General features: G+C 72.0%; 2 protein-coding genes. One reads left to right on the top strand and one right to left on the bottom strand.

Translation table 11 applies throughout. From position 1 onward, the window contains the following. Positions 1 to 34: 34 nt before the first annotated feature. Positions 35 to 1,231, bottom strand: coding sequence for a substrate-binding domain-containing protein (locus ACFTQE_RS20040; protein WP_376926720.1), 1,197 nt, complete (start codon positions 1,229 to 1,231; stop codon positions 35 to 37). Between the two features lie 149 nt (positions 1,232 to 1,380). On the opposite strand from ACFTQE_RS20040, the gene ACFTQE_RS20035 reads away from it, so the two are divergent. Then, complete coding sequence (locus tag ACFTQE_RS20035) at positions 1,381 to 2,565, top strand: acetyl-CoA C-acetyltransferase (RefSeq protein ID WP_376926719.1); 1,185 nt, start codon at positions 1,381 to 1,383, stop codon at positions 2,563 to 2,565. Positions 2,566 to 2,642 lie beyond the last annotated feature (77 nt).

The raw sequence follows: 2,642 nt of genomic DNA, 5'->3' as shown, positions 1-2,642 counted from the left end.
GGGGGGTGCCGGCCCCCCCCCCCCCCCGCGCAGGTCACTTGCCGGCGACCGGCGGAGCCACCGATTCGGCGTCGACGGTGTCGACGAGTTCGGGCACCCAGTTCGCCCCGTCCTGCACGAGCTTCGCCTGGTACATCGGCTGGATCATGGCGTGGTCCTCGGCGCGGACGGTGATCTCGCCCTTGACCGAGTCGAAGGTCCAGCCCTCGAGCGCGGTGATCATGCCGTCGACGGTGTCGCCGCCCTCGCGCACGGCCTGGACGATCATCTGCGCCGCGACGAAGCCATCGGGCGAGAAGAGGTCGGCGGTGGCGCCCGCGGCTTCGAGGTGCTCGATCATCGCGGCCTCGGCATCGGTGCCCGCCGCACCGCCGAAGTAGTGGTTCAGGAACGAGATGTCGCTTGAGGCGTCACCGTAGGCGCCGTAGGTCGCGACGTCGCCGAGGCCCGTCACGACGGGCACCTGGTCGAACACGCCCTGCTGCGAGAGCGCGGTCCACATGGCGCCCGAGGAGGCGCCGGCCCACGCGACGAACACGAGGTCGGGCGCCGCGTCGACGAGCTGCTGCGCGAAGGGCGTGAACTCGGTCGCGTCCTCGGCGACGAGCACTCCCTCGACGGTCGCGCCCTGGCCGCCGAGCACGGCCTGCACGCCGGCGAGGTTGCCCTGGCCGAAGGCGTTGTCCTGCGCGAAGACGACGACCTTCTTGCCGGCCGGCTCGCCGATGAAGGTGCCGGCGGTGGCGACGTCCTGGTAGGTCTGGCGACCCGAGCGGAAGGTGTACTCGTTGACGCCCGTGATGACGTCGGCGGCCGCAGGGCCCGAGATGTAGAGGATCTGGTTCTGCGCGGCCTGCTCGGCGAGCGCCGTTGCGATGCCCGATGCCGCGGTGCCCGCGAGGATCTGGTAGCCCTGGCCGATGAAGTCCTTCGCCTTCGAGACGGCGGTGTCGGGGTTGCCCTGGTCGTCGGCCCACTCGATCTCGAGTTCGCGGCCGTCGACCGTGCCGGTGCCGTCGGTCGCGTAGTCGAGGCCGGCCTCGAAGCCCGCCGTGTAGGCGGCGCCGTACGCGGCGAGCGGTCCGGTCTGGCTCGTGAGCATCGCCACCTTCACGGGGGCGGCGGCATCCGTCGACTCGGCGCCGCCGGTGGCGGTCGGGGCGCACCCGACCAGTGCAATGGTCGCGGCGGCGATGACGGCCGTCGCGAGGTACTTCTTCGTAGCTCGCATGGGTTGTGCCTCTCAACAGTGAATGGCTGGATCGTGGGGGTGGATCGGCTTGCTGCGTTCAGCGAACCTGACAGCTGGTTCAGGTCTCAGGAAAGTACAATAGGCTGAGAGCAGCGCAGCTCGCAACCCGAACGAAGGAGTCCCGGAAAATGAGCATCCCCGACGTCGTCATCATCGCGGGGGCACGCACGCCGTTCGCCCGCATCAACGGCAACCTCGCCGGCCAGACGGCGGTCGAGCTCGGCACCGTCGCCATCCGCGGCGCGCTCGAGAAGGCCGGGGTCTCCCCCGACGACGTCGACGCCGTGATCATGGGCCAAGTGCTCCAGGCGGGCGCCGGCCAGAACCCCGCGAAGCAGTCGGCGGTCGCCGCCGGCATCCCGTGGCGGGTTCCGGCCACCACCGTCAACAAGGTCTGCCTGTCGGGCCTCGTCGCCATCACGGATGCCGCGAGGCTCATCCGCCTCGGCGAGGCATCCGTCGTCGTGGCCGGCGGCCAGGAGTCGATGACGAACGCCCCGCACCTCCTGCCCGGCTCGCGTCGCGGTCAGGCCTACGGATCGTGGGAGATGCTCGACCACGCCGCTCACGACGGCCTCACCGACGCCTTCGACCGCGAATCGATGGGCGCCTCGACCGAGCGGTTCAACGGACGCTACGAGATCGACCGAGCGGCGCAAGACGAGATCGCCGCGGCCTCCCACGTGCGCGCCGGTGCCGCACAGGCCGACGGCGTCTTCGCCGACGAGATCGTGCCCGTCGAGATCCCGCAGCGCAAGGGCGACCCCGTCGTCGTCGCCGAAGACCAGGGCGTCCGCCCCGACTCCACCGTCGAGGTGCTCGCGAAGCTGCGCCCGGCGTTCAGCGCAGAGGGCACGATCACGGCGGGCAACTCCTCTCCGCTCTCCGACGGCGCCGCCGCCGTCGTCGTGGCGAGCCGCGAGTGGGCCGAGTCCCGCGGGCTCCCCTGGCTCGCGCTCGTCGGCGCGGCCGGCCAGGTCGCCGGCCCCGACAACTCGCTGCACGCGCAGCCCGCCAACGCGATCGCGGCAGCGCTCGAGAAGTCGGGCGGCTCGGCGGCCGAACTCGACCTCATCGAGATCAACGAGGCGTTCGCCGCGGTCTCGCTCGAGTCGGCACGCGAACTCGGCGTCTCGAGCGACGTCGTCAACGTGCACGGCGGCGCGATCGCCCTCGGGCACCCGATCGGCGCATCCGGCGCTCGGCTCGCGCTGCACGCCGCCCTCGAACTCTCCCGCCGGGGCGAGGGCCGCGCGGCCGTCGCGCTCTGCGGCGGCGGCGGCCAGGGCGAGGCACTGCTGCTCTCGCGCTGAGTCGCGTCTCGAAGCGACGTGTCCCGACGCGTCCCGACGCGTCGGTGATCCTGCGCGCCGGGCGGCGCCTGTGGCAG

This window comes from Agromyces sp. NPDC056965 (genome assembly GCF_042673425.1).
In the GTDB taxonomy this organism is placed as follows: Bacteria; Actinomycetota; Actinomycetes; order Actinomycetales; family Microbacteriaceae; genus Agromyces.
This window is presented reverse-complemented; position numbering and strand designations above follow the sequence as displayed.

Excerpts from the sequence above, each read along its gene's own strand:
- ACFTQE_RS20040 (WP_376926720.1), bottom strand. The coding sequence starts at position 1,231 with ATGCGAGCTACGAAGAAGTACCTCGCGACGGCCGTCATCGCCGCCGCG.
- ACFTQE_RS20035 (WP_376926719.1), top strand. The coding sequence starts at position 1,381 with ATGAGCATCCCCGACGTCGTCATCATCGCGGGGGCACGCACGCCGTTC.